The sequence below is a fragment of the Tunturiibacter gelidiferens genome (genome assembly GCF_013410115.1).
GTDB classification, from domain to species: domain Bacteria; phylum Acidobacteriota; class Terriglobia; order Terriglobales; family Acidobacteriaceae; genus Edaphobacter; species Edaphobacter gelidiferens.
Window position 1 is genome coordinate 742,922 of sequence record NZ_JACCCV010000001.1, and the last position, 21,034, is coordinate 763,955.

Annotated in this window: 18 protein-coding genes and 1 tRNA gene; 14 read left to right on the plus strand and 5 right to left on the minus strand. The window is 56.6% G+C overall.

Features of this window, described 5'->3' with window-relative positions:
* Positions 1-54: 54 nt before the first annotated feature.
* Positions 55-447 carry a LysM peptidoglycan-binding domain-containing protein gene (locus HDF12_RS03185; RefSeq protein ID WP_179581178.1) on the minus strand — a complete coding sequence of 131 codons (393 nt, stop codon included), beginning with the start codon at positions 445-447 and terminating at the stop codon, positions 55-57.
* A gap of 123 nt (positions 448-570) precedes the next feature.
* Positions 571-978, minus strand: coding sequence for a YidB family protein (locus tag HDF12_RS03190; protein WP_179581179.1), 408 nt, complete (start codon positions 976-978; stop codon positions 571-573).
* A 313-nt stretch (positions 979-1,291) separates the two neighbouring features.
* On the opposite strand from HDF12_RS03190, the gene HDF12_RS03195 reads away from it, so the two are divergent.
* The 3 genes from HDF12_RS03195 to msrB all read left to right on the plus strand — a co-directional run bounded on the left by HDF12_RS03195 (position 1,292) and on the right by msrB (position 2,831).
* Complete coding sequence (locus HDF12_RS03195) at positions 1,292-1,873, plus strand: hypothetical protein (protein WP_179581180.1); 582 nt, start codon at positions 1,292-1,294, stop codon at positions 1,871-1,873.
* Positions 1,874-1,963: 90 nt separating this feature from the next.
* Entirely contained in the window at positions 1,964-2,368 is a 405-nt protein-coding gene (locus tag HDF12_RS03200; RefSeq protein ID WP_179581181.1) for a RidA family protein, read from the plus strand.
* 52 nt (positions 2,369-2,420) lie between these two features.
* Positions 2,421-2,831, plus strand: a complete 411-nt coding sequence (msrB, locus tag HDF12_RS03205) for a peptide-methionine (R)-S-oxide reductase MsrB (RefSeq protein ID WP_179581182.1) — start codon at positions 2,421-2,423, stop codon at positions 2,829-2,831.
* A gap of 91 nt (positions 2,832-2,922) precedes the next feature.
* Here the strand turns inward: msrB and rpmB are convergent, their stop codons facing one another.
* Positions 2,923-3,111 (minus strand): 50S ribosomal protein L28, encoded by a 189-nt coding sequence (gene rpmB, locus HDF12_RS03210; RefSeq protein WP_179581183.1) that lies wholly within the window; start codon positions 3,109-3,111, stop codon positions 2,923-2,925.
* Positions 3,112-3,506: 395 nt separating this feature from the next.
* On the opposite strand from rpmB, the gene HDF12_RS03215 reads away from it, so the two are divergent.
* The 5 genes from HDF12_RS03215 (at position 3,507) to HDF12_RS03235 (ending at position 15,534) form a co-directional block, all read left to right on the plus strand.
* A complete protein-coding gene (locus HDF12_RS03215) occupies positions 3,507-4,754 on the plus strand; it encodes an efflux RND transporter periplasmic adaptor subunit (RefSeq protein ID WP_179581184.1) in 1,248 nt (415 codons plus the stop codon).
* The gene (locus HDF12_RS03220) at positions 4,751-8,077 is read left to right on the plus strand and encodes an efflux RND transporter permease subunit (protein ID WP_179581185.1); all 3,327 of its coding nucleotides are present in this window, start codon (positions 4,751-4,753) and stop codon (positions 8,075-8,077) included. The genes HDF12_RS03215 and HDF12_RS03220 overlap by 4 nt, the downstream gene beginning before the upstream one ends.
* On the plus strand, positions 8,074-11,205 hold the full coding sequence (locus HDF12_RS03225; RefSeq protein ID WP_179581186.1) for an efflux RND transporter permease subunit: 3,132 nt from the start codon (positions 8,074-8,076) through the stop codon (positions 11,203-11,205). The genes HDF12_RS03220 and HDF12_RS03225 overlap by 4 nt, the downstream gene beginning before the upstream one ends.
* 18 nt (positions 11,206-11,223) lie before the next feature.
* Positions 11,224-12,738: an efflux transporter outer membrane subunit gene (locus HDF12_RS03230; RefSeq protein WP_179581187.1), complete on the plus strand. Its 1,515-nt coding sequence runs from the start codon at positions 11,224-11,226 to the stop codon at positions 12,736-12,738.
* 165 nt (positions 12,739-12,903) lie between these two features.
* The gene (locus HDF12_RS03235) at positions 12,904-15,534 is read left to right on the plus strand and encodes a glycoside hydrolase family 2 protein (protein ID WP_257025326.1); all 2,631 of its coding nucleotides are present in this window, start codon (positions 12,904-12,906) and stop codon (positions 15,532-15,534) included.
* Between the two features lie 31 nt (positions 15,535-15,565).
* Here the strand turns inward: HDF12_RS03235 and HDF12_RS03240 are convergent.
* A tRNA-Val gene (locus tag HDF12_RS03240) sits at positions 15,566-15,642 on the minus strand.
* A gap of 80 nt (positions 15,643-15,722) precedes the next feature.
* Between HDF12_RS03240 and HDF12_RS03245 the strand changes: the two genes are divergently transcribed.
* The 6 genes from HDF12_RS03245 (at position 15,723) to hscB (ending at position 20,190) form a co-directional block, all read left to right on the plus strand.
* Positions 15,723-16,298 (plus strand): CDP-alcohol phosphatidyltransferase family protein, encoded by a 576-nt coding sequence (locus HDF12_RS03245; RefSeq protein WP_179581189.1) that lies wholly within the window; start codon positions 15,723-15,725, stop codon positions 16,296-16,298.
* A gap of 378 nt (positions 16,299-16,676) precedes the next feature.
* Positions 16,677-17,144 carry an RrF2 family transcriptional regulator gene (locus HDF12_RS03250; RefSeq protein WP_179581190.1) on the plus strand — a complete coding sequence of 156 codons (468 nt, stop codon included), beginning with the start codon at positions 16,677-16,679 and terminating at the stop codon, positions 17,142-17,144.
* 71 nt (positions 17,145-17,215) lie between these two features.
* Positions 17,216-18,496: an IscS subfamily cysteine desulfurase gene (locus tag HDF12_RS03255; RefSeq protein ID WP_306457992.1), complete on the plus strand. Its 1,281-nt coding sequence runs from the start codon at positions 17,216-17,218 to the stop codon at positions 18,494-18,496.
* Between the two features lie 62 nt (positions 18,497-18,558).
* On the plus strand, positions 18,559-18,975 hold the full coding sequence (iscU, locus tag HDF12_RS03260; RefSeq protein ID WP_179581191.1) for a Fe-S cluster assembly scaffold IscU: 417 nt from the start codon (positions 18,559-18,561) through the stop codon (positions 18,973-18,975).
* Between the two features lie 102 nt (positions 18,976-19,077).
* On the plus strand, positions 19,078-19,578 hold the full coding sequence (locus tag HDF12_RS03265; protein ID WP_179581192.1) for a HesB/IscA family protein: 501 nt from the start codon (positions 19,078-19,080) through the stop codon (positions 19,576-19,578).
* Positions 19,579-20,190 carry a Fe-S protein assembly co-chaperone HscB gene (hscB, locus tag HDF12_RS03270; protein WP_179581193.1) on the plus strand — a complete coding sequence of 204 codons (612 nt, stop codon included), beginning with the start codon at positions 19,579-19,581 and terminating at the stop codon, positions 20,188-20,190.
* A gap of 24 nt (positions 20,191-20,214) precedes the next feature.
* Here the strand turns inward: hscB and HDF12_RS03275 are convergent, their stop codons facing one another.
* Positions 20,215-20,388, minus strand: a complete 174-nt coding sequence (locus tag HDF12_RS03275) for a hypothetical protein (RefSeq protein WP_179581194.1) — start codon at positions 20,386-20,388, stop codon at positions 20,215-20,217.
* Positions 20,389-21,034: the final 646 nt, after the last annotated feature.

Genomic DNA, 21,034 nt, shown 5'->3' on the forward strand with positions numbered 1-21,034 from the left:
AAGGCGTGCGAACGCCGGCCCTCCGCGCAGGAGGCCTGTCCGGCAGGACAGTCTCTAGGTGATGACGGGGAGTTGAAGGGTGGTACCGACCGAGACTTTGTTGGGGTCGGCGATGTTGTTGGCCTTGGCGATTTCGGGATATTTGTTGGCGTTGGCGTAGAAGAGCAGGCTGATGGCAGAGAGGGTGTCGCCGGATTTGACGGTGTAGGCCTGCGTGTCGCCGCCAGTGTTGGCGATCTCGTGGTGCAGGTCGGAGTAGGTGGGGTCCGCTTTTTTGATGCTGTCCCAGACGCGCTCGAGGATGACTCGGGAGGGAACGGTGCCCTTGATGTGGAGTTGCTCGCCGTCAAGGTCGACCGCGTCTAAGGTGGCTCCGTAGGGGGCGAACTTTTGCAGGGATTCAATGACACCGGCGTACTTCTGTTTTAGAGCGTCGAGATCTGCCATGGCGTGGCTCTCCTTGGTCAGCTTGGCTGACTGTTGTGGGATGCTGTTGGGGGAGAGCGCTGTGGCCCCGGCGCTCCGTAAAAATAGCTGCGAGCCTCGAAGTGTAGTCGCGAGCCTGGCGGGTTAGACGAATTTGCTGAGGAGAGTCTGCGCCATGCTGCCCATGGAGCTGGTCGGGGTGGCTTGCCCGTTGGGGGCGAAGTGCTGGATGACCATGGGAAGTACGGTGGCGAGGGCTACCTGAACGACTTGAGGCGAGACGCCTGCCTTTTCTGCGGTTTTTTCGATGAGGCCGGTTCCGCCGAGTCCCTGCTGAACCTGCTCGGGTGTGGCTGTGGCGGCTTGACCGGCTCCCCAGTTGTTGACGTGCTCGGCCATTCCGTTATTTTTGAAGGCGTCGAGAACGCCCTGAATACCTTCGGGATGCTGGGTGAGAGCTTCGATGAAGCCCCCGGCAACTTTGGCCTGATCGGTGCCAGCTGCGGCTCCGGTCTGACCGGCGAGCGATTGAATCATGTCCATAATTCCCATGTTGTTCACCTCGCACCCAATATATGACCGATCTTTCCCCAGCGCCGTCGGGCGGCACAAATATTTACGTATTTCTCATGGGACAAAATCCTCGCAACTGGATCGAAATCCTCACCAGACGGATATGGAGACGTCGATGTTGAGACGGGCTCGGGACGGGTTTGAGTCAGATTGCAGTCCTGAGAAGAGTGTCACTTTCGTTTCCACTGCAATCGTCGTGTGCCTGAAGAGGCTGATTTTGCTGGTGCTTCGGGTTTCTGACGTGTGATAGCATCAGCCGCAAATCCGATCACGAACTGGTAAGGAGAGCAGAATGAAGCCGAAAGAGATCAGCCGGCGACAGTTCGCCACCGCAGTGTCCTCTGTTGGTGTTGGAACCATGATGCCCGCGGCATTGGCGCAGGAGCGGTTGCAAGAGCCGAAACCTGCCTATCCTCCGAGAGATGCCGGAGGGATTCACGGAGATATGCTGGGGAGGATCTCGGAGGGGCTGGCGGGCAATGATATTCACACGAAGGAAGGGCTTCTGAAGCTGGTCGCTCTGCTTCAGCAGTTTGATGTGATCTCAGAGCAGGATGCAGCGATGCTGAGGGAGACGATCGACGCGATCTTCTCAGCTCCGGAGACGACGGCCGCTAAGATCGACAAGATCTATGCGGAGGCGAAGGAGAAGGCTGGAGAAGTTACCGTTGCGATCATAAGCATTGCGAAGAACAGCGTCGAATTTGGGAGACGCCATGAGAGGGCGATCTATATCGTTGCCTCGGATGTTTCCGGTGCGCTTACCGGCGCGGCAACAGGAGCGAAGTTGGGTGGACGATCCTTAGCTGTGCTTGGCGCTCTCGCCGGCGCGGTTGGCGGTTCTGCGCAAGCTGCCTTTTCGCACAAGGGCTGACACGAGGTTGCATCTCCTGACGGGTGGCAAGTCTGTTCGTTTCCGGTGTCTGATTAACAACAGCGCTGATAGGAGATACACTTAGGCTCTATGAGCGATCAGGCGAAGACTGCAGTTTCTACGAAAGAGGCACCGGCGGCGATTGGGCCATACTCCCAGGCGGTGCGGGTGGGCGATATGTTGTTTGCGTCGGGACAGGTTGGACTGGATCCGGCTACCGGGCAGATGGTTGCCGGGGGGATTACGGAGCAGACGGTTCGGGTGCTGGAGAACGTGAAGGCCGTGTTGGCGCAGGCCGGGCTGGATCTGAGTCATGTGGTGAAGACGACCGTTTTCCTGAAGACGATGAGCGACTTTGCTGCGATGAATGAGGTCTACGCGAAGTACCTGGCGCCTGAGGGCGTGGTTCCGCCGGCGCGGTCGACGGTGGCGGTGGCTGGGCTGCCGAAGGATGCGCTGGTGGAGATTGAAGTGATCGTGAAGGGTGCCGCCTGAAACATAAAGGGCGGCCCGGCATCTAATGACTAGACGACAGGAGGTCTGAACGATGGCCGAGACGACGAAGGTTGAGAAGGTGCACAAGACGGAGGCGGAGTGGCGCGAGCTGCTGACTCCGGAGCAGTTTCATGTGATGCGCGAGGGCGGCACGGAGCGTCCTTTTACTGGCGCGCTGGTGAATAACCATGACGACGGGGTGTATCACTGCGGGGCTTGCAATGCTCCGCTGTTTACCTCCGATAAGAAGTTTGAGTCGGGGAGCGGATGGCCTAGCTTCTGGAACCCGGTTTCTCCGGATGCGATTGTTTCGATCGAAGACAATTCGCTTGGGATGAGGCGGGTTGAGGTGCAGTGCGCGACTTGCGGAGCTCACCTGGGACATGTGTTTCCGGATGGACCGAAGCCTACGGGGCTGCGGTATTGCATCAACAGCGCTTCGCTGGGGTTTGAGAAGCAATGATTTGAGAAGCAGTAAACGGGTTGAAAGACAGGAAAAGCCCCAGCCGGCTGGTTCGCGGCTGGGGCGTTGTATTTCAGGGGTTTTGAGGCGGTTAGCCTTTTACGACTTTGCCGGTCTTGATGCAGCTGGTGCAGACGCGCATGCGCTTGCTTCCGCCATTGACCTGGGCTTTGACGGGCTGGAGGTTCACGTTCCAACGACGACGGGTGGTGTTGTGGGCGTGAGAGATGTTGTTGCCGAACTGCGGGCCTTTGCCGCAAAGATCACATTTTTGTGCCATGACGAAGTGCTCCAATCCTGAGTCGCAGAAGATTCCCGGGGACGTGCGCCTGAGTGAAAGAGCCTCAAAGCGGTGCCGGGGAATGGTGGTACTGGGAGCGTGGAAGCTCCTGACCGCTACCGGGTGAAGGGTAGTCTGCCGATTCGTAATCATACCATGTAGGGGGCGGTGGACTCAATGGAAGCCTGGCGTAGAGGGGGAGGCTGGGACATCGTCCGGGATTTTGCGGGCATCTCATTGAGGACCAATTGCTTATTACGCTGTTCCTCGTATACAACTTGACGGTTGTATGAGCTGAGTTGAGTCTTTGTACGGGCTCATTCGTCGATAGGGTTAGGGACCTGCAGCACATTTTCTGTCCAACAAAAAATCTCTGATGTGGCAAGGGAGACGTATTGCCAGCCGAATCGCACGAACAGCACCCCATTGTGGGGCCTGACCATCAACTTCCGGCCCCTCCTCCGACCTCGTCCCGAAGTAAGCTGCTTCGGGTTGTTGTGTGGGTCGTTTTGCTACTGATATTTGCTATTGGTTTCTATCTGGTGCTGAGGCATCACGAGGATACGAGCACAGCTGCTCCGAAGCGGGGTGCTGGGGGCGGGGCGGTGGCGCTGACGACGGCTACCGCGCAGAAAGGCAATATCGGCGTGTATCTGGATGCGATCGGGACGGTGACACCGGTTTATACGGCTTCGATTACGAGTCAGGTGACTGGGCCGGTGGTGGCGGTGCGCTTCAAGGAGGGGCAGGTCGTTCGAAAGGGCGATCCGCTGATCGAGATCGATCCGCGACCGTTTGAGGCTACGCTGCTGCAGGCTCAAGGAGTGCTGGAACGCGATCAGGCGCTTTTGGCGCAGGCGACGATGGATCTCAACCGCTATCGTGACGCGTGGTCGAGGAATGCGATTCCGAAGCAGACGCTGGATGATCAGGAAAAGATCGTGCTGCAGGACGCGGGCACGGTGAAGAATGACGAAGGGACGGTGAAGTTCGACCAGATCCAGGTGGGATACTGCCACATCCGCGCACCTATCTCGGGAAGGGTTGGGTTGCGGCTGGTCGATCCGGGGAACGTGGTGCAGGCCTCGGGGACGACGACGCTGGCGGTGATTACGCAGATCCAGCCGATCACGGTGATCTTTACGGTGCCCGAGGATAACCTGGGGCAGATTCAACCGAGACTACGTCAACAGGCGAAGCTGCCTGTCGATGCATATGATCGTGCGGCGTTGAAACAGATCGGCACCGGGACGTTGTTGACGCTGGATAACCAGATCGATACGACGACAGGGACAGTGAAGGCGAGGGCGTCGTTTGCGAACAAGGACTCGTCGCTGTTTCCGAATGAGTTTGTGAATGCGCGGCTGCTGGTGAATACACTGCAGGAAGCGACGCTGATTCCTTCGTCTGCGATTCAGCATAACGGGACGGCGTCGTTTGTTTATGTTCTGCAGAACGATACGGCGCATATGCGGTCGGTGAAGCCGGGGGTGATCGAAGGAAATACCACCCAGGTGACCGGGATCAATCCCGGGGATGTGGTGGCGAATAGCAGCTTCGACAAGTTGCAGGACAATGCGAAGGTTAGTGTGTCGAATAAGCCGATTCCTGCCGCAGCAACGGCTGGGAGTAGCGCTCCTTGAGTCCATCTCGTCCGTTTATTCTGCGACCGGTCGCAACCTCGTTGCTGATGGCCGCGATTCTGCTAGTCGGTATTGTGAGTTACACGCAGCTGCCGGTGTCGGCGCTGCCTGAGGTCGACTATCCGACGATTCAGGTGCTGACGTTCTATCCGGGCGCTAGTCCGCAGGTGATTGCGACGACGGTGACCGCGCCGCTCGAGCGCCAGTTCGGTCAGTTGCAAGGGTTGAGCCAGATGACCTCGAGCAGCTCGGGCGGGACTTCGGTTGTGGTGCTGCAGTTCAATCTCAGTTTGAATATCGATATCGCGGAAGAAGAGGTGCAGTCGGCGATCAATGCATCGCAGAGCTTTCTGCCGGCGAATCTGCCTGCGCCGCCGATCTACAGCAAGACGAATCCCGCGGATGCTCCGGTGCTGACGCTGGCGATTACTTCGAAGACGGTGCCGCTCTCTCAGGTGGAGGACCTGGTCGATACGCGTTTGGCGCCGAAGATCTCGCAGGTGAAAGACGTGGGATTGGTGAGCATCAGCGGCGGACAGAAGCCGGCGGTGCGGATACAGGCGAATCCTACAGCGCTCTCGTCGTATGGCATCAATCTTGAAGATCTGCGTACGGCGGTCACGCAGAGCAGCGTGAACGCCGCGAAGGGAAACTTCGACGGGCCGCGGCAGGACTATCAGATTGATGCGAACGATCAGCTTGTAACCAGCAAAGATTACAGAAGCGTGGTGGTTGCGTATCGCAACGGCGCGCCGGTGATGCTGACCGACGTCGCGCACATTCTTGATGGCGTCGAGAACACGACGCAGGCTGCGTGGATGAATCAGACGCCTGCTGTGATCGTGAATGTGCAACGCCAGCCGGGTGGAAACACGATCAAAGTAGTCGAGAGCATTAAGAAGTTACTGCCTCAGCTTGAGGCCAATCTGCCGAAGGGCATCGAGGTGACGACGCTTACGGACCTGACGACACCGATTCAGGCGTCGGTGAGCGATGTTGAGTTTGAACTGATGCTGACCATCGGGCTGGTGGTGCTGGTCATCTTCCTATTCCTGCGAAACTTGTATGCAACGATCATTCCAAGTGTGGCGGTGCCGCTGTCGCTGATTGGAACCTTTGCGGCGATGTACTCACTCGGCTACAGCCTGGATAACCTGTCGCTGATGGCGCTGACGATCTCGACTGGATTTGTTGTCGATGACGCGATCGTGATGGTGGAGAATATCTCGCGCTATCTGGAAGAGGGCGATACGCCGATGGAGGCGGCGCTGAAAGGCGCAGAGCAGATCGGGTTTACGATTCTTTCGCTGACGGTCTCTTTGATCGCGGTGTTGATTCCGCTCTTGTTCATGGGAGATGTTGTCGGCCGTCTGTTCCGCGAGTTCGCGGTGACGCTGGCGGTTACGATCGTCGTGTCTGCGGTGGTTTCGCTGACGTTGACGCCGATGATGGCTTCGCGCATTTTGAAACACAATCCTGAAGCGCAGCAGGGACGTTTTTATAGAGCTTCAGAACATGTCTTCGAACGGATGATTGCGTTCTACGGGCGGACGTTGAAGGTTGTGCTTCGCTACCAGACGATTACGCTGCTGGTTGCTCTTGCGACACTGATGCTGACCATCTTTCTGTACATCATTATTCCTAAGGGATTTTTTCCTGTGCAGGATACGGGCGTGATTCAGGGAATCACACAGGCCCCGCAGACAATCGGGTCGAAGGCGATGGCGGCCAAGCAACAGGAGGTGGCGAAGGTGATCCTGCAGGATCCCGCCGTCGAGAGCCTGTCCTCTTTTATTGGCGCCGATGGAACGAATATCACTACGAACAGTGGCAGGATGTCGATCAACCTGAAGCCGCTTGAAGATCGTGACCTGAATGCGTCTGATGTGATTCGGCGGCTCCAGTCGAAGTTGAAGGATGTGCAGGATATCCAGATCTACATGCAGCCGGTGCAGAACATTACAGTCGATGATCGGGTGAGCCGCACACAGTACCAGTACACGCTGGAGGATCCGGATCAGAACGAGCTGAACGATTGGACGGCCCGATTTGTAACTCGCCTGAAGCAGCTGCCGGAGCTGGAAGATGTTGCAACGGACCAGCAGCTGGGCGGGTTGGCGGTGTCGCTGGTGATCGATCGGGCGACTGCGTCGCGGCTCGGTGTGGCGCCGACGACGATCGATAACACGCTTTACGATGCATTTGGCCAGCGGCAGATCAATACGATGTACACACAGTTGAATCAGTATCACGTGATTCTCGAGGCGGAGCCTCAGTTTCAGATTGATCCGAACAAGTTGAATCATCTCTATATTCGGTCCGGGTCGGCGTCGGGGACCACCGGCGCCGCGGCAACTTCCTCCTCGGGCAATGGCTCTACCTCGGCGGGATCGAATGCGCTGACTAGCTCGGTGTTGTTTACTGCTTCAGCCAACACGCTGACTCCTCCGATCAATGCACTGACTTCGAGCACTGTGAATTCAACCTCGAGCAAGGGGGCGACTTCGGCGGGGACGACAAGTTCCGCCTTCAATAATGCAGTTCCGTTCAGCGCGTTCTCGCACTTCGAGACGACGACTGAGGCGCTTTCGATTACTCACCAAGGCCAGTTCCCGGCGATTACGGTCTCTTTCAATCTTGCGCCGAATGCGGCGCTGGGAGGCGCGATCTCGGAGATCACGAAGGTGCAGAAGGATATGCACATGCCGGCGAGCCTGCAGGCCGATTTTCAAGGGACCGCGGCATCATTTCGGAACTCGCTCTCGGGAATGCCGCTGCTGATTCTTGCTGCCCTGGTGACGGTGTATATCGTTCTCGGCGTTCTGTACGAGAGCTTCATTCATCCGGTTACGATTCTTTCGACGCTGCCTTCGGCGGGTGTGGGCGCGTTTCTTTCTCTGATTCTTTTCCATCAGGATCTAAGTGTGGTGGCGATCATCGGTCTGGTTCTGCTGATCGGCATCGTTAAGAAGAACGGAATTATGATGGTCGATTTTGCGCTCGATGCAGAGCGCCATCGGGGGCTGAGCTCGACCGATGCGATCTATGAGGCGTGCCTGCTACGCTTCCGTCCGATCATGATGACAACGATGGCCGCGTTGCTGGGTGGTCTGCCGTTGGCGTTTGGCCATGGTATCGGCTCGGAGTTGCGCAGGCCGCTTGGAATCGCCATGGTGGGTGGTCTGCTGGTGAGCCAGGTGCTGACGCTTTATACGACGCCCGTTATCTACATCTTCTTTGACAATCTTTCGCATCGATTTTCGAGAAGGTCGAAGAAGGCGGAGGAGGGTGGAGGAGAATTAGAGCCGGCGGAGCAGCCATGAACATCTCTGCACCTTTTATTCATCGGCCTGTGGCGACGACGCTGCTTACGATCGCGATCGCGATTGCCGGAGCCATTGCGTTTCAGGTGCTTCCGGTGTCTCCGCTTCCACAGGTGGATTTTCCGACGATCTCGGTGGGTGCGAGTCTGCCGGGCGGCAGCGCAGAAATTATGGCGTCGTCGGTGGCGACTCCGCTGGAGCGGCAGTTTGGGCACATTGCCGGCGTGACGGAGATGACGTCGACGAGCAGCCTGGGGTCGACGTCGGTGACGATTCAGTTTGACCTGAGCCGGAATATCGATGGCGCTGCGCGTGACGTTGAGGCCGCGATCAATGCGGCGAGAACCTATCTTCCGGCGAATCTTCCGGGGAATCCGACCTATCGCAAAGTGAATCCGGCCGACGCGCCGATTATGATCATCGGTTTGACGTCGGATAAATATGGACCGGACAAACTCTACGACGAAGCTTCGACAGTGGTGCAGCAAAAGCTTTCGCAGATTCAAGGGGTTGGGCAAGTCAATCCGGGTGGAGGTGCGCTGCCTTCGGTTCGCGTGGAGGTGAATCCGACGAAGCTTGCGAGCTTTGGGATGACGATGGCGAATGTGCAGTCGGTGGTAAGTCTGCAGAATTCGAATTTGGCGAAGGGCCAGATCACGAATGGCGATGTCTCGGCGGACATTATTGCGAACGATCAGATATCGCATGCGGAGGACTATAAGCCGATCATCATTGGTTACAATAACGGGTCGGCAGTGCGGTTGTCGGATGTGGCGGATGTGGTCGATTCGACGCAGAACGTGCGTGCGGCAGGATATCTGAACGGCAAGCGGGCTGTGATGCTGATTATCTTCCGACAGCCCGGAGCCAACATTATTGACACGGTGGATCGTATTCGGACTGAGCTGCCATCGGTGGAGGCTTCGATTCCGAAGGGGATCGATACGACGATTGTGCTGGATCGCACGACGACGATCCGTGCGTCGGTGAGTGATGTTGAGCGCACATTGTTGCTCTCTATCGCGTTGGTGATCGTGGTCGTGTTCCTCTTCCTGCGTAATGGAAGGGCGACGCTGATTCCCGCGGTGGCGGTTCCGGTCTCGTTGATCGGGACATTTGCGGTGATGTACATGTTTGGCTACAGCATCGACAACCTCTCTCTGATGGCGCTGACGATCTCGACCGGGTTTGTGGTGGACGACGCGATCGTCGTGATGGAGAACATCACGCGGCATCTCGAGAATGGAATGGCTCCGTTTGCTGCCGCGCTGAAGGGAGCGCAGGAGATTGGTTTTACGGTTGTGTCGATCAGCATATCGCTGGTTGCGGTTTTTATTCCGCTGCTGTTGATGGGCGGGATTGTGGGAAGACTGTTTCGCGAGTTTGCGGTGACACTATCGACTGCGATCTTTGTGTCGATGCTGATCTCACTGACAACGACGCCGATGATGTGCGCTTATCTGCTGCGGAACGAACATGGGAAGAAGCATGGCCGGGTGTATATGGCGTCGGAGAGGTTTTTCGACTGGGTACTCTCGATCTATCGACGGAGCCTGCATTGGGTTCTGGAAAACCCTGTGCTGACACTGACTGTTTTGCTCCTGACGATCGCTTTGAATGTGGCGCTGGTGATCAAGATTCCGAAGGGATTTTTTCCGCAACAGGATACTGGTTCGCTGGCGGGAGCGATTCGAGGGCCGCAGGATGCTTCGTTCGCTTCGATGAATACTGCGATTCAGGAAGTTGCACATATTGTGAAGGATGACCCGGCGGTACAGAATGTGATCGGCTTTACCGGTGGAGGCGGGGCCACGAATACAGGGAATATGTTCGTGACGTTGAAGCCGCTGAGCGTTCGCAAGATCGGGGCGCCGGAGATTATCAACCGGCTGCGTCCGAAGTTGAATCGTGTGACGGGGGCCTCAGCGTTTCTGCAGGCGTCACAGGATCTTCGTATCGGCGGACGTTCGAGCAACGCGCTGTATCAATACACGATTCAGGCCGATAACGTTACGGATCTTTCGACATGGGGTCCCAAGCTGCTGACGGCGATGATGCACCTTCCTGGTTTTCAGGATGTGAGCTCGGATCAGCAAAATGGCGGACTGGATCAGCTGCTGACCTACGACCGAGTGACCGCGGCAAAGCTGGGGCAGACGGCACAGTCGCTGGATCAGGGGTTGTACAGCGCGTTCGGGCAATCGGAAGTTTCGATTATTTATACGCAGTTGAATCAGTATTACGTTGTGCTGGAGGTTGCGCCGGAGTACTGGCAGACGCCGGAGGGATTGAAGAATATTTATTTTCATCCGGCGGGCACCAGCAGTACGACGGCCAGTGGCAATGTCCCCTTGTTTACGATGGCGACAGCTGCGACCAATACGACTCCATTGTCGCTGAATCACACGGGGCTGTTTCCGTCGGTGACGGTATCGTTCAATTTAGCTCCCGGGATGTCTTTGAGCGATGCGACGCTTGAGATCGCGGAGATGCAACAGCGTCTGGGGACGCCGACCTCGGTGCACGGATTTTTTGCGGGAACTCTGCTGGCATACCAGCAGTCTCTGGGCACCGAGCCTCTGCTGATTTTGACTGCTCTGCTTGCGGTTTATATCGTGCTCGGAGTTTTGTACGAGAGTCTGGTGCATCCGTTGACGATTCTTTCGACGCTGCCTTCGGCGAGTGTTGGAGCGATGCTTGCGCTGTTGCTCTTCAAAGTGGATTTGAATGTCATCTCGATTATTGGAATAGTTTTGCTGATCGGCATCGTGAAGAAGAACGCGATTATGATGATCGATTTTGCTTTACAGGCGGAGCGCGAGGGCGGCATGAACACCGAAGATGCGATCTTTGAGGCGTGCATGCTGCGTTTTCGACCTATTCTGATGACGACGATGGCTGCGTTGTTTGGGGCGTTGCCGCTGGCGTTTGGTACGGGCACTGGGTCGGAGCTTCGCCGGCCGCTGGGCATCACCATTGTCGGTGGCTTGATCGTGAGTCAGATGCTTACGCTTTATACCACCCCTGTCGTCTATCTCATGCTGGATCGCCTGCGGCTGCGCGCGTTGGGTCGTAAGCGCGATACTTTCAACCCCGGGGGCGGCACGCCTGCCGTTGCTGCGGAGTAGATTTGGATGTGTAACTCTATGACGAACCTTCGATTTACCCTCGCGATTTGCCCGGCACTCACGGCGCTTCTGTTGACCGGCTGCATGGTGGGGCCTAAGTACCACACGCCTCCGGCAGTTGCGCAGGCGCCACCTGCGACATACAAGGAGTCGCCGACGCAGTTTCAGGATACCGATGGCTGGAAGGTGGCGCAGCCGCAGGATGCGATGCTGCACGGGAAGTGGTGGGAGATTTACAGCGATCCCGAGTTGAATGCGCTGGAAGAGCGATTGAACATCGACAATCAGAACATCAAGCAGTTTTTTGCGAACTTCATGGAGGCGCGGACTCTTATCGCGCAGGCGCGTTCGCAACTCTATCCGACTGCTTCTGTGGGACCTTCGTATTCCCGTTCCAAGTCTTCCGCGAATCTGGGGCGTTCTTCCCAAGCCAATACGGGCGCAACGAGCTCCATTGGCACCTTGCCGCTTTCGGTTTCGTGGGAGCCCGATCTTTGGGGTAGGGTCCGCAGTACGATTCACGAACAGCAGTACAACGCGCAGTTGAGCGCGGCCGATCTTGAAAACGAGAAGCTGACCGAACAGGCGAGTCTTGCTACATTCTTTTTTGAGATCAGAGGTCAGGATGCTTTGCAGGCTATTCTGAACGACACGGTGGAGGCGGACAAGAAGGCACTGGAGTTGACGCAGGCGCAATACGAGACTGGCGTTGGCGACCGGATTTCAGTGGTGGAGGCGCAGAATACGTTACAGAATGTGCAGGCGCAGGCGATCAACCTCGGTGTGGCGCGCGCTCAATATGAAAATGCGATTGCGCTGCTGGTAGGGGCCAATGCTTCGACGTTTTCGATTCCGGTGAAGGCTGCCAGCGTGGTCCCTCCGCCAATTCCTGTTGGGTTGCCGTCGGCGCTGCTGGAGAGGCGGCCTGATATTGCTGCATCGGAGCGAAACATGGCGGCGGCGAATGCACAGATTGGTATCGCGACTGCTGCGTACTATCCCAATCTGACCCTGAGTGCATCTGGTGGGTTCGAGAGCTCTACCTTCAAACATCTGTTTGACTGGCCGAGCCGAGTTTGGTCGATCGGACCGACGGTGAGTGAGACGGTCTTCGATGCGGGGCTGAGGAGGGCTACGGTGAATCAGTTTAGAGAGGTCTATAACGCCGATGTCGCGAGCTATCGGCAGACCGTTCTTACCGGATTTCAGCAGGTGGAGGACGCGCTTGCCTCCGTGCGTATTCTTTCGCAGCAGCTGATACAGCAGCAGGAAGCGGTGAAGTCGGCGGAGGAGTTTGTGACGCTAGAGACCGCGCGGTACCAGACGGGCATCGATCCGTACGTGAATGTGGTGACGGCGCAGACGACGTTGCTGACGGATCGGCAGTCGGTCGCGACTCTGCGAGTGCAAGAGATGACGGCTTCGGTGCAGTTGATTGAGGCGCTGGGTGGAGGATGGGACCGCTCGCAGTTGCCTACGCCAGCACAGGTTTCCGAGAAGCTGTCGAAGGCAGAGACAACGATTCAACGATGAGGCTAAAGGTGTGACCTTTGCCTGATGATCGTGTAGGGTTTCTATGTCTGGCGCGGTGTCGATTTTCGCGCTGCAAATCTCTGTGGTCTAACGATCAAAGGTGCGGGTTGAATGCAAATGAGAGTTTGGGGATCGGCATTGATGCTGTTATTTGCTGCAGGTTTGATGGGATTGGGTCCTGTGGCTTTGGCAGCTAGTTCGACTCTTCCTCAATCTGTAACGCTCTCAGCTGGCTGGCAGCTGCAGGATGCGGCGAAGGTGACGCAGGCCGGGGATGCGATCGCTTCGACAAACTTTAAACCGCAGAGTTGGTACTCCGCGACGGTACCGGGGACGGTGTTGACGAGCCTGGTGAATGCAGGTGCTTACCCAGAGCCTTTGTATGGGGAGAATAATCGGCCCGACAAGATTCCCGATAGCCTTGCGCGTACGCCGTACTGGTATCGTACGGTCTTCGAGGTGCCGGAGACGTACGCCGGGAAGCATGTGTGGTTGAACCTGGAGGGGATTAATTTCTCCGCCCAGGTGTGGGTCAACGGGACGCAGGTGGGCACGATGAAGGGCGCGTTCAAGCGGGGGATCTTCGATATCTCAGCAGAGGCAAAGCCGGGGAAGAAGGCGGTCCTGGCTGTGCTGGTGTCGCCGCAGCCTCATCCCGGAGATCCGCATGAACACACGATTCGCGATGGCGTCGGCAGGAACGGTGGAATTACCGCGATTGATGGGCCGACTTTTCTGTCGACGATTGGCTGGGACTGGATTCCTGCGATTCGGGATCGTGACACTGGAATCTGGCAGAAGGTTTTTCTCTCGGCGAGTGGGCCTGTGGTGATTAAAGATCCACTGGTCACGACCGATCTTCCTTTGCCCAAGACTGATGCGGCAGATGTCTCGGTGCAGGCGCGGGTGGAGAATGTGACGGATGCACCGCAGAAGGGCGTGTTGAAAGGAACCTTTGGAGATGTCACGTTCGAACAGAGCGTCGAGGTGGCGGCGCATAGTTCGCAGACGGTTACGGTCGATTCGAAGAACACGCCGGCGATGCATGTGGCGAATCCGAAGCTGTGGTGGCCGAATGGCTATGGGCCGCAGAATCTTTACAAGCTGCATTTGAGTTTTGAGGTGGATGGAAAGACGTCGGACGACAAAGATGTGAGCTTTGGTGTTCGCAAGTTTACGTATGCAGTGCCTGACTCGGAGAACCTGACGATCTCGGTGAATGGGGTTCGAGTGTTTATTCGCGGAGGGAACTGGGGATTGGATGAAGCGATGAAGCGCAATCCGCGGGAGCGGCTGGAGGCGCAGATTCGGATGCATCAGATCGCGAACATGAACATGATTCGCAACTGGGTGGGACAGAGTACGAGCGAAGACTTTTATGAGCTGTGCGACAAGTACGGAATCCTGGTGTGGGATGAGTTTTTCCAGCCGAATCCCTCTGATGGGCCTGATCCGGATGACTTCGATACGTACATGGCGAATGTGCGCGACAAGATTCTGCGGTTTCGGAATCATGCTGCGATTGTTTTGTGGTGTGCTCGCAATGAGGGGTATCCGCCGAAGAAGATCGACGATGCGCTGCGCGTTTTGATGACTGAGTTGGAACCGACCCGGCTGTATCAGGCGAACTCGGCAGATGGGCGCGGCGTCAATTCGCATGGGCCATATCACTGGAGGACGCCGCGTGAGTTTTATGTCTATGACGAGGCGTTCAAGACGGAGATTGGAAGTGTCTCGGTGCCGACGCTGGAGTCGATTCACGGCATGATGCCGGAGAAGGATTGGGAGACGATCAACGACGACTGGGCGGAGCATGACTTTGCCAAGGGCGCGGCGGATGGCGACAAGTATCCGGCGATGATTGCGGATCGGTATGGCAAGGTGGCGAACCTCGCGGACTTTGTGCGGAAGTCGCAGCTGGCGAACTACGAGGCGTTTCGCGCGATGTATGAAGGTCGCAATGCAAAGTTATTCCATCCGACGACGGGTGTGATCACGTGGATGAGTAATCCTGCTCAGCCAAGTTTTGTGTGGCAGATCTATCACCACGATCTCGAACCGAATTCGGCTTTGTTCGCGGTGAAGAAGGCTGCCGAGCCGGTTCATATTCAGCTGAATGAATCGAACGGAGAGGTCCAGGTCATCAATAACCTGAATACTACCTTGGAGGGAGCGCATGCTCATCTGGCGATCTACAACCTTAATGGAGCGGTCAAGTATGAACACGATTTCGATGTGACTGCTTCCCCGAGCCTGGCGACTACGCTTGGATCTGTGGCGTGGCCCGCGGATCTTTCGACGGTTCACTTTGTGAAGCTTGAGCTACGTGATGCGGCGGGAAAGCTGGTTTCGGATAACTTCTATTGGCGTGCGCTGCCTGAACATCAGGACGATCTGAAGGCGCTTGATAGTCTTTCTACGATCGCGCTGGATGCGAAGGTGAGCCGTAGCGATGCTGACGGAAGGAGCTTGATCACGGTGACGCTGCATAATCCGGATAAGGAAGTTGCGCTGATGACACATCTTCAGTTGCGGCGGAAGCGTTCCGGCGAGCGAGTGCTGCCGGTGTACTACAGCGATAACTATGTGTCTCTGCTGCCGAATGAGAGCAAGACGATCACAATTGAGGCGGCGACGGCGGATCTGAAGGGCGAGGGCGCGCTGGTGGTTGTGGATGGATGGAATGGCAGGGTCGTTGCCGGGAGTGCGGCGGGAGTGGGGATCGAGACCAATGGCGAAGCTCTGGTGGAGCATTGGCCCGTGACCGGGCTGCCGATGATCTCGGCGACACAATGACCAGGTGCGAGGGGCTGGATTTTGGAAGGGATGGTAGGCACGAGGAGACTCGAACTCCTGACCTCTACCGTGTCAAGGTAGCGCTCTAACCAACTGAGCTACGCGCCTGTGCGTCTTCCCAGTCTAAACGGAGATCTGCGTTGGGGCAACCTTCGCGGGGTTGGGATAGGATGGATTGACCCCGCAACGTGCCCTTCCTGAGCCAATTTCGCGCCGCACCGAACCTGCTTACGCTGATGCGGCTCTTTATTATCCCCTTCCTTTTGATTGAGATTCTGGATGGGCACTACGGCGTCGCGTTTGGGTTGTTCATGCTTGCGGGGATCAGCGATGCGTTGGATGGTTTACTGGCGCGGTGGCTTAGTCAGAAGACTACGCTGGGACAGTATCTCGACCCGATTGCTGATAAGCTCCTGTTGAGTTCGCTCTTTGTGGTGCTGACGCATGTTGGGCTGATTCCGCTGTACGTAACGGTTCTGGTCTTCAGTCGCGATGTGGGAATTCTGTTGATAGCAACGCTGCTGTTTGTGACGGGAACGCTGCGGGACTTCAGGCCCAGCGTATTTGGAAAGCTGAACACGTTTGTGCAGATCGTTGCTTTGATTGCGGTGATATGTCAGAAGCTGTTTGTGTCGCAACAACTTGCGACGCTGCGGGATATTCTGGTGCGCGCGATCGCTGTGCTGGCACCGCTCTCTGCAGCGCAATATGCATGGATTGTGCTTCGCAGAATGAGTTCTCCGCCGGAGCAGACCGTCGTTTAGTCGTCGGAAGGGATCTCGGCTAGGGCGGTCTTTTCTTCGATGGCGATATCGCTGTACTCGGCCGAATCGAAGACTTCTCCGCACTTTTGACACTCAACAAATTCAGCGTCTTCCTCGCGGGCGACTATTTTGACAATGGGATGTTTGCAGATGGCAGTCATTTGGGGAGAAAAAATGTGAATGGTATGGATTTTGCGCGTCCGCAGACCCCTTGTCAACCTGGATTCTGGACTTTGTCTGATGATAAATTTTGGATAGAGTCTGAATATCGAGGGCTCTGCCTCCCTGTTGCACGCACCGAATTTTGGACGTACACTATCTAGGACTGGAATTGTCTGATTTGCGTCAATTTTCAGGGAGCGGGAGCTCAAAGCCGACATGCTGCGTCTGACCAAAAAAGCCGATTATGGTCTGATGGCTCTGAAGTATCTGGCGGAGCAGACAGACGGCAGTGCGCACAGCGCAAAGGATATTGCTGAGGCTTATCACATTCCTCCTCAGCTGTTGGCGAAGATTCTACAGACTTTAGCGAAGGCTGGACTTCTCGTTTCGCACGCAGGAACTAACGGCGGCTATGCACTGTCGCGAAGCGCAATGGAGATCACGGCGTTTGAGGTGATCCGGGCGATCGATGGGCCGCTTTTCATTACAAGTTGCATTACGATTCACGGAACCTGCGACCTGGCAGGGCATTGCACCATCAAAGAACCATTGCGCAAGGTGAACGACAGCATCAAGGATCTGCTGAATGGACTACGTATCTCTGACCTGATCGAAGCCGGGGATGCGGAACAAGTTGGATCGGGCGCCCCGGTGGGCGGGGGTCTGGTAAGCATTGCGGTTTAGCCACGGCTGACTGACGGCGCGCAGAGTTTGAGATTAGTAGAAGAGTTAGAGACACGAGTTTGGGAGATACGATGAGCAACGAGATGAGCAACAACGGCGTAGTGATCAGTGAGTCCTCAGCACCATTGCCGGCCGGCGTTACGCTGCCGATCTACATGGACAACCACGCGACGACACCGATGGACCCGCGGGTTTTGGATGCGATGCTGCCATACTTTGGCAAGGTGTTTGGTAACGCAGCGAGCCGCAACCATGTGTTTGGCTGGGAGGCGGAGCAGGCCGTTGAAAAGGCTCGTGAGCAAATCGCCAAGTTGATTGGCGCGACCGCGAAGGAGATTATCTTCACCAGTGGTGCGACTGAGTCGAACAACCTTGCCCTTAAGGGAATCGCCGAGATGTATCGCGAGCGCGGCAACCACATTGTGACGCAGGTGACCGAGCACAAGGCTGTTCTAGATACGTGCAAGAAGCTCGAGAAGCAGGGCTATCGCGTGACCTACCTGCCGGTGCAGGCGGATGGTCTGATCGATTTGGAGGATCTGAAGCGTGCGATCGACGACAAGACGATCCTGGTTTCGATCATGTACGCGAACAACGAGATTGGCGTGATTCAGCCCATCGCTGAGATCGGCAAGCTGTGCCATGAGAAGGGCGTGATCTTCCACACCGACGCGGTACAGGCTGTGGGCAAGATTCCGGTGGATGTGCAGAAGGACAATATCGATGTGCTCTCGCTTTCGGGACATAAGATCTATGGGCCGAAGGGTGTTGGCGCGCTGTACGTTCGTCGTCGCAATCCTCGAGTGCAAATCTCGGAACAGATCAATGGTGGCGGCCATGAACGGGGAATGCGGTCAGGTACGCTCAATGTGCCGGGTATCGTCGGGCTGGGCGCGGCTTGTGAGATTGCCGGCCAGGAGATGGAGGCCGAGGCGAAGCGCGAGAAGGAACTGCGCGACTACATGAAGGCCAAGTTCGAGAAGGCACTGGACTATGTACACGTGAACGGCAACATGGACCATCATCTGCCGGGGAACCTGAATATGAGCTTTGTCTACGTCGAGGGCGAGAGTCTTTTAATGGGAATCAACGATATTGCAGTTTCTTCGGGCTCGGCCTGCACCTCGGCGACACTTGAGCCATCTTATGTATTGAAGGCTTTGGGTTTGGGCGACGATGTGGCGCACAGTTCGATCCGGTTTGGTTTTGGCCGGTTCAATACGAAGGCTGAAGTCGACTATGTTTCGGACAAGGTGATCAATGTGGTTTCGAAGCTGCGAGAGCTTTCGCCGCTCTATGAGATGGTGAAGGAAGGCATTGACCTAACGAAGATCGAATGGGCTGCGCACTAGTCTGGCGGCATTCACAGTTTAGAGTTTTGGAATTTGGAATAAGTGAGAGACAGGAGAACAAGATGGCATATAGCGATAAGGTAGTAGACCACTACAATCATCCACGAAACGTTGGCACGCTGGACAAGACCGCTGCCGAGGTTGGCACCGGGCTGGTAGGCGCGCCGGAGTGCGGGGACGTGATGCGTCTGCAGATTCGCGTGAATCCCGAGACGAACGTGATCGAAGATGCCAAGTTCAAGACCTTCGGCTGCGGTTCGGCGATTGCTTCTTCCTCGCTCGCGACGGAGTGGGTGAAGGGCAAGACGATCGACGAGGCGCTGGCGATCTCGAACACGGACATTGTGAAGGAGCTTGCGCTTCCTCCGGTGAAGATTCACTGCTCGGTGCTGGCGGAAGACGCGATCCGCGCGGCGATCGGCGACTGGAAGAAGAAGAACAAGGTTGCTGAGACGGCATCGGTTGCTGTCGCTCACTAAACTCTGGGCGGCGGTACAGGATTGAAAGCACGGTAGCGGCGCATTTTTCAGTCGCGTCGCTACCGTGTTCTGTTGGTAGTGAGTAGCAGCAAGGACGGCGATATGGCGATGGTGACACTACAGACCGCGGCGGAGATGGAGGCGGCCCAGCAGGCTGCTGCATCCGGCCAGGCGAAGAATCCGCTGGCGGGGATGAATGTGCTGACGGCGCAGGGGCAGGAGCCGGGCCAGAAGGGCATTCAGATTACTGAAAAGGCGCTGAAGCGGATTCGCGTTGCGATGGGCAAGGAAGGTGTGTCGCCGGAGCAGGGCGGGTTGCGGGTCGGAATTCAGGGTGGCGGCTGCTCGGGCTTGAGCTACAACATTCGCTTCGATACGCAGCCTCGGGAGCGGGATCGTGTGTATTCGTTCGGTGAGGGGCTGGCGACTGCCGGCGATCCTACGGACGGTGCGGCGATACGGATCTTTGTCGATCCGAAGAGCTTTATTTATCTGCACGGGATGGTGCTGGACTTTGAAGAGACACTGATGCGTCAGGGGTTCAACTTCATCAATCCGAATTCGACCAAGAGCTGTGGGTGCGGGTCGAGCTTTACGGCGTAGATGGATTATTTTTCCTTCTTCGACCTTCCGCGGAAGCTGGCGCTGGATGTTGTGGCGTTGGAGAAGCGGTTTTATGTGCTGAGCCGCAAGCTGCACCCGGATCGGTTTGCTTCGAAGCCGGTGGCGGAGCAGGAGGCGGCGCTGGCGCAGAGTTCGCTGCTGAACGATGCTTACCGGACTCTGAAAGACCCGATCTCGCGGACGCAGTATCTGCTGACGCTTGAGGGTGTGGAGTTGGAGGAGCAGTCGAAGGCGGCGACTGATGCGGCGCGGGCATCGGGCGAGCAGAAGAAGCAGATTGTTCCTCCTGAGTTGCTGGAAGAAGTCTTCGAGCTGAACATGCAGTTGCAGGAGATGCGGGCGGCCAACCAGATGGGCGAGGATGAGCCGGAGTTGCGGCGCGATCTGATGACAGCGAAGGACACCTTCGACGCGAAGATGGTGGAGACGCAGGCGGAGTTGGAGGAGCTGTGGTCGGTTTGGGACTTCGGGGTGGACGCCGGGGATGAGGCGGCGAAGACTCGGGCCAAGGATGCGATGGTGGTACTGCTGAACAAGCGGAGCTACTTGCGGAACCTGGTGCGGGATGTCAATGAGGCGCTGGGCCTGTAGCTCTCTGGGAGTCGGGTGCGTGGACTAGTCGGCGATTAGTCCGGAGAACGGCAACTCCTGATTGTGCAAACGTTCTCTGAGGAGTTGGTTCTTCATGAGAAGCTCTCCGATCAGCTGATGCAGACCAAACACTCTGGCCTGGGAACGCATGGCGTCGGTTGTTTCGTCTGGCTCTTCGATGAGGTGACTCGTGTTCATAGTGTTTGCCCTCCTAGGAAGTAATCTAGTTCGGGTCGTTCGATCCGTATAGACCTGTTGGGATGCTAAGAAGGCCCCACTTTTGAGGTGGTGGTACGCGCGCACTCGAAGTTGATGGCTATGTCCGTCGCGGCTTCGCGAAGGGCCCGGCCAAGATGAAGTCGTCGATGGTGGCGAGAGTGGGATCTTTTCGCACTCGGTCAGGTCGGTTTCAGTGAGCGCCTCGAGATACCGATGCCTGTGGAGCACGGGGTTGAGTCCGGGCTGTGATGGGTCTGCATTGTTCACTCCTTTCCCAGGGGGTACCCCCCCCACTAGATCTTGCGTGTAAGTATCTTATTATGAATAACTTGCTGAAAACTGATTTTGGCAAATTATTCATTCCAAAAGGCTTACGGCTAAATACGTCCAGTCATTGGACTTAGCCACGAGGAAGACGAAACGTCGTTCGGTTCGCGGTGTTTTAAGAAGAAAAGCCCCGGCGGGTGGCCGAGGCTTCTCTAATCTTCTGTATTCATTATAGCGGAGTCCACGTAACTAATACGCCACGCGAATGTGCTGGATTGACGGGGGGTTTTCATGTTTCGGGGCTTGACAAGGTTTGGGCTGGGCGATGGAAGGGTGGCGGGGACACTCGACAGGCAAA